Annotated in this window: 6 protein-coding genes; 1 reads left to right on the top strand and 5 read right to left on the bottom strand. The window is 64.4% G+C overall.

All coding sequences use genetic code 11. From position 1 onward, the window contains the following. The coding region (locus ACN269_RS33935) for an acyl-CoA dehydrogenase family protein (RefSeq protein ID WP_421477321.1) at window positions 1-834 on the top strand (834 nt) is incomplete at its 5' end. Window positions 835-907: 73 nt separating this feature from the next. On the opposite strand, the gene ACN269_RS33930 is transcribed toward ACN269_RS33935, so the two are convergent. From ACN269_RS33930 to ACN269_RS33910, 5 genes are all read right to left on the bottom strand, one after another. After that, entirely contained in the window at window positions 908-1,246 is a 339-nt protein-coding gene (locus tag ACN269_RS33930) for a hemophore-related protein (RefSeq protein ID WP_421477319.1), read from the bottom strand. 61 nt (window positions 1,247-1,307) lie between these two features. Next, window positions 1,308-1,793 carry a hypothetical protein gene (locus ACN269_RS33925; RefSeq protein WP_421477317.1) on the bottom strand — a complete coding sequence of 162 codons (486 nt, stop codon included), beginning with the start codon at window positions 1,791-1,793 and terminating at the stop codon, window positions 1,308-1,310. Window positions 1,794-1,811: 18 nt separating this feature from the next. After that, a complete protein-coding gene (locus ACN269_RS33920; protein ID WP_421477315.1) occupies window positions 1,812-3,182 on the bottom strand; it encodes a cytochrome P450 in 1,371 nt (456 codons plus the stop codon). Between the two features lie 50 nt (window positions 3,183-3,232). After that, window positions 3,233-3,427, bottom strand: coding sequence for a ferredoxin (locus tag ACN269_RS33915; RefSeq protein WP_421477313.1), 195 nt, complete (start codon window positions 3,425-3,427; stop codon window positions 3,233-3,235). A gap of 47 nt (window positions 3,428-3,474) precedes the next feature. Further along, window positions 3,475-4,127, bottom strand: a 653-nt coding sequence (locus ACN269_RS33910) for an SDR family oxidoreductase (RefSeq protein WP_421477311.1), incomplete at its 5' end; no start/stop codon positions are given.

Below are 4,127 nucleotides of genomic sequence, written 5' to 3'. Positions count from 1 at the left end.
TGGGCGGTGCCGGTGCTCAAGGGCGAGTTGACCGCGTCGCTGGGTATGAGTGAGCCGAGCGCGGGCTCCGATCTGGCGTCACTGCGAACCCGCGCCGTCCTTGACGGTGACCATTTCGTGGTGAACGGCCAGAAGGTGTGGACGTCGGGCGCCCACGATGCCGACTACCTGCTGACGTTCGTGCGCACCGACCCGGATGCGCCCAAGCACAAGGGGATCAGCGCGCTGATCATCCCGACCGACACTCCCGGCGTGGTGTGCCGGCCGTTCGCCGATATGACCGGTCCGGAGAACCTGGACTTCAACGAGGTGTTCTTCACCGACGCCCGGGTACTGGCCGAAAACCTGGTCGGCCCGCTCAATCAGGGCTGGAAGGTGGCCAACGGCTCACTCGGTCATGAGCGCACCATGATGTGGCTGGGCTTCGCCGACCGCATCGACAATATGATCGCCGACTTTCGGCCGCGCACCGAGCTGGAACGCGATCAGTACGCCACCACGATCATGGACTATCACGCGTTGCGGGCGATGGGTTCGGCGGCGCTGGCGCGGGCGGCTCGTGGCGAGGCGGACACCGCATCGGTGTCGGTGCTCAAGCTGTTCGGTTCGGAGGCCGAACGGCAGGCGTTCGAGAACGCCCTGACCGCAGCGGGTCCCGACGGGCTGACCCATCCGTCGACGACGGGTCCCTACGAGCACATGAATCTCGATCACTACTTCGCGAGCTGGTTCGAGCGGTACGCCCGTAGCTTCGGCGGCACGATCGCCGGCGGGACGTCGGAGATCCAGCGCAACATCATCGCCACCGCGGTGCTTGGCCTGCCGCGCGGCTGAGTCCGGTGGCCTACAGACGGTAAAGTGCCCTAAAACCCGCGTTTTAGGGCACTTTTGCGTCTGTTCGCGAAACCTAGAAGTTGTTGCAGCTGCCCGCGACCGCGTTCATGGTTCCCAGGTACTGCGCGGCGGCCGGGTAGCTCGCCAACTGCTCGGCGGTCTGCTGGCGCTGGCTGATCGGTGCGGCCAGGAAATTACGCAGCGTGGCGGTCGCCATCGGCGTCGCGGTGAAGTCCTGGGCGAATGCCGGGTCATGCGCGTTGAGCGCCGCGATCACCTGGTCGTAGCTGCAGGTTGTGTTGACCACACCGCTCAGGTCCGGCTGCGCCGATGCGATTCCCACTGAGCACGGCACCGCAACCGCGAGGCCTCCGAAAGCCAGAGCGAGCTTCGCGCGCGACAATTTCATCATGTGCCAAGCCTAACAGGCTGACGGCCGGTCCAGTGTGTGGTTTGCCTGGCCCGCTGCAGCATCAAAGCCGTTGCAGCTTGAACGTCCAGAACTGGGTTCCGGGCGGGCCGTTGTTGCAGCCGACGTCGTACACGGAATCAATGGTGCCGACCAGCGATACCGCGTCCCACGAGTAGGTTTCCCGGGTCGGCATGACATGACCCGGGCACTGCAGGCCATCGGGCACGTCGACGGTCATCGTGTAGCGCCCGTTTGCCAGGTACGCTCTTCCTTCGTAGTAGTCGTAGAACTTCAGCCGCGGTCTGGCGGCCACGTTGACGCAGTCCGGCTCCTTGTCCGGAATACACAACGCGAGGTACCAGAACCAGGACGCGCGATCGTACCGGTTGGTGAGCAGGTCGTAATTGCCCAACCTCATCTGGGCCGGGGCCGGTGCCGCGAGCATCGTCGCGGCCACCAGGAGGGACACCAGAGCGGCCGCGATCCTGCTAAGCTTCATCGCCCTGACCTCCCAGTCATTTCGCTGCTGCACATCAAACCACGTCATCGCGAAGCATGGTCGACGTTAGTCGATGACCGCGACTTCCTTGCGCTCGGTGATCGGCCGTGCCAACTCCTGCTCATCGCAGATCCGCTGCAATTTCTCCAGCGTCTCATCCAGGCCCGGGCCCAGCGGCTTGCTCGGGGTGAAGGTGGCCGGCAGATGCCGCATCCCCTGGATCACGCCGATGGTTTCGTAGTGCACGGTGCCTGCAGGGTCGCAGACATAGTCGGGCATCCGGTCGAGCACCGCGGTGAGCATCGACTTGAACACCGTGCGCGCCACATTGGACCCGACGCAGCGGTGCACACCGATGCCGAAGCTGAAGTGCCGGTTTCCCTTTCGATCCATGATGAGCTCGTTAGGCTTGTCGAACACCGACGGATCGCGGTTGGCCATCGCCCACGACAGCCAGAGCCGCTCATATTGTTTGAACTGTTGGCCTTCGACCTCGACGTCCTCAGAGAAGGTGCGCCCGTCGCCGGGGGCCGGGGTGAAGAAGCGCAGGAACTCCTCGGTGGCCGGGTGCAGCAGGGTGTCGCGTTCACGCGACAGTCGCTCGCGCTCCTCGGGGTTCTCGCCCAGCCATTCGAGGGCATGCGCGGTCAGTGCGGTGGTGGTGTCGAAGCCGCCGCCGATGATCAAACCCAGATTGCCCAGGATCTCCATGTCGGGGGCGGGCTCACCGTCGATCCGCAACTGCAGCAATGCGTTCACCAAGCCCGGTCGCGGGTTCTCCCGGATCTCCATCATGTTGTTGATGATGTCGATGCCCATTTCACGGTGCTGCTCGTTGATCTTCTCGCGCTCCGGGGCGTGCTCCGGGGTGTACACCGACGCGTGCGTCGGTTCGCTGTAGACGTTCCACTTCTTCAGCTCGATGCCCATCATCGCCAGCGTGAACACCGCCGGCACGACGTTGGCCAGGTCCTCGACGAAGTCGATGCTGCCGGACTCGATGCGCTCGTCCAGCGCGGCGCGGGTGATCTCGTCGACGAACGGTTCCCAGCGTTTGATCGCCGCGGGGGACAGGTACGGGTTCAGCGCGCCGCGGTAGGTGCTGTGTTCGGGCTCGTCCATCTCCAGGATGCCGCCGCGGACCACGGTGGCCCGGCTGGCCTTAGGGATCGTGATGCCCTGATACGGAGTCTCACCGGTGATGTCGTGGTGGTTGGAGACCACCGGGCAGCGCGCCAGTTCGAACACGTGCTTGCTGTCTGCCGCCACCCAGTGCCCGTCGTAGGCATCGGTCCAGGCCATCGGGCACTTGGCCTGCATCTCCTCGGTGATGTCCTGGAACTGTTCGCGGTACTCCGAGGTGTGCCGGTCGAAGTGGTAGCGGTTCTTCTTCCGATCGTTGTCGGCGGTGTCCGCTAGGGCGTCGTCGACAGTCAAGGCGGTGTCTCCCTGTCTCCCTGTGCTTTCGGTGATCTACTCTGGGTCGGTTACTCGTCGATGGAGATGGCCTGCTCCGGGCAGCTGTGCGCAGCCTCCCGGACCACGTCCTCCTGGTCTGCCGGAACCACTTCGTTGACCGGCGACGACGTTCCGTCGATGTCGCTGAGCTCAAAGGAATCCGGGGCGATCATTGCGCACAGCGTGTGCCCCTGGCACCGCTCCGAATCAACCCTTACCTTCACGGTTCTCCCTCTGGTTCTGCGGTTTTCACTCGATCTTGTGGGCCCGATCAGATGTGGTAGTCGTACCACTTGAGGTAGCCGCCGGCATCGACACGCAACTGCATGCCGGTGACGAACCGGGACTCTTCGGACGCCAGCCACAGCACGGCATTGCTGATGTCCTCGGGCTCTATGTAATTCACCTTCATCGCCTGCTGGACTCCGAACACCGGTTCGGCATCGGCGCGGGTGGGCTTTTCCAGGTCCGGCCGGAACGAGCGGTACATCGGCTCGCTCTGCAGCATGTCGGTGTTGCAGTTGGTTGGGTGAATGACGTTGGCTCGGATACCGCGCACCGCCAACTCGGTCGCCAGCGCGTGCATGTACTCCGAGATCAGGCGCTTGGAGATCATGTAGCCCATACCACCCGGATCGCCGCCCGGGTTGGGCTTGTTGTGGGCGTCCATCAGTGCGGCGGCCGAGGCGGTCGCGATGATCGACGCGCCCTCCTTGAGGTGCGGCAGCGCCACCTGGATTGCGTTGATGGTGCCCACAAAGTTGGTGTTGATGCCGTCGGTCCAGGCCTGCATCGCGGGCTGGCCCTTCATGGCGGCGATGCCGGCCTGCGCCACCACGATGTCGACCTTGCCGAACTCCGCGAGGCCCGCATCCAGCGCGGCGCGCACCTCCGCCTCGTTGCGGACGTCGGCCTTGGCGGTGA

Origin of the sequence: Micromonospora sp. WMMD736 (genome assembly GCF_049179015.1) — a bacterium.
Lineage (GTDB): Bacteria > Actinomycetota > Actinomycetes > Mycobacteriales > Micromonosporaceae > Micromonospora.
Note: the sequence above shows the minus strand (reverse complement) of the source record. Positions and strands in the feature narration are given on the sequence as shown.

Excerpts from the sequence above, each read along its gene's own strand:
- ACN269_RS33930 (WP_421477319.1), bottom strand. The coding sequence starts at position 1,246 with ATGATGAAATTGTCGCGCGCGAAGCTCGCTCTGGCTTTCGGAGGCCTC.
- ACN269_RS33925 (WP_421477317.1), bottom strand. The coding sequence starts at position 1,793 with ATGACGTGGTTTGATGTGCAGCAGCGAAATGACTGGGAGGTCAGGGCG.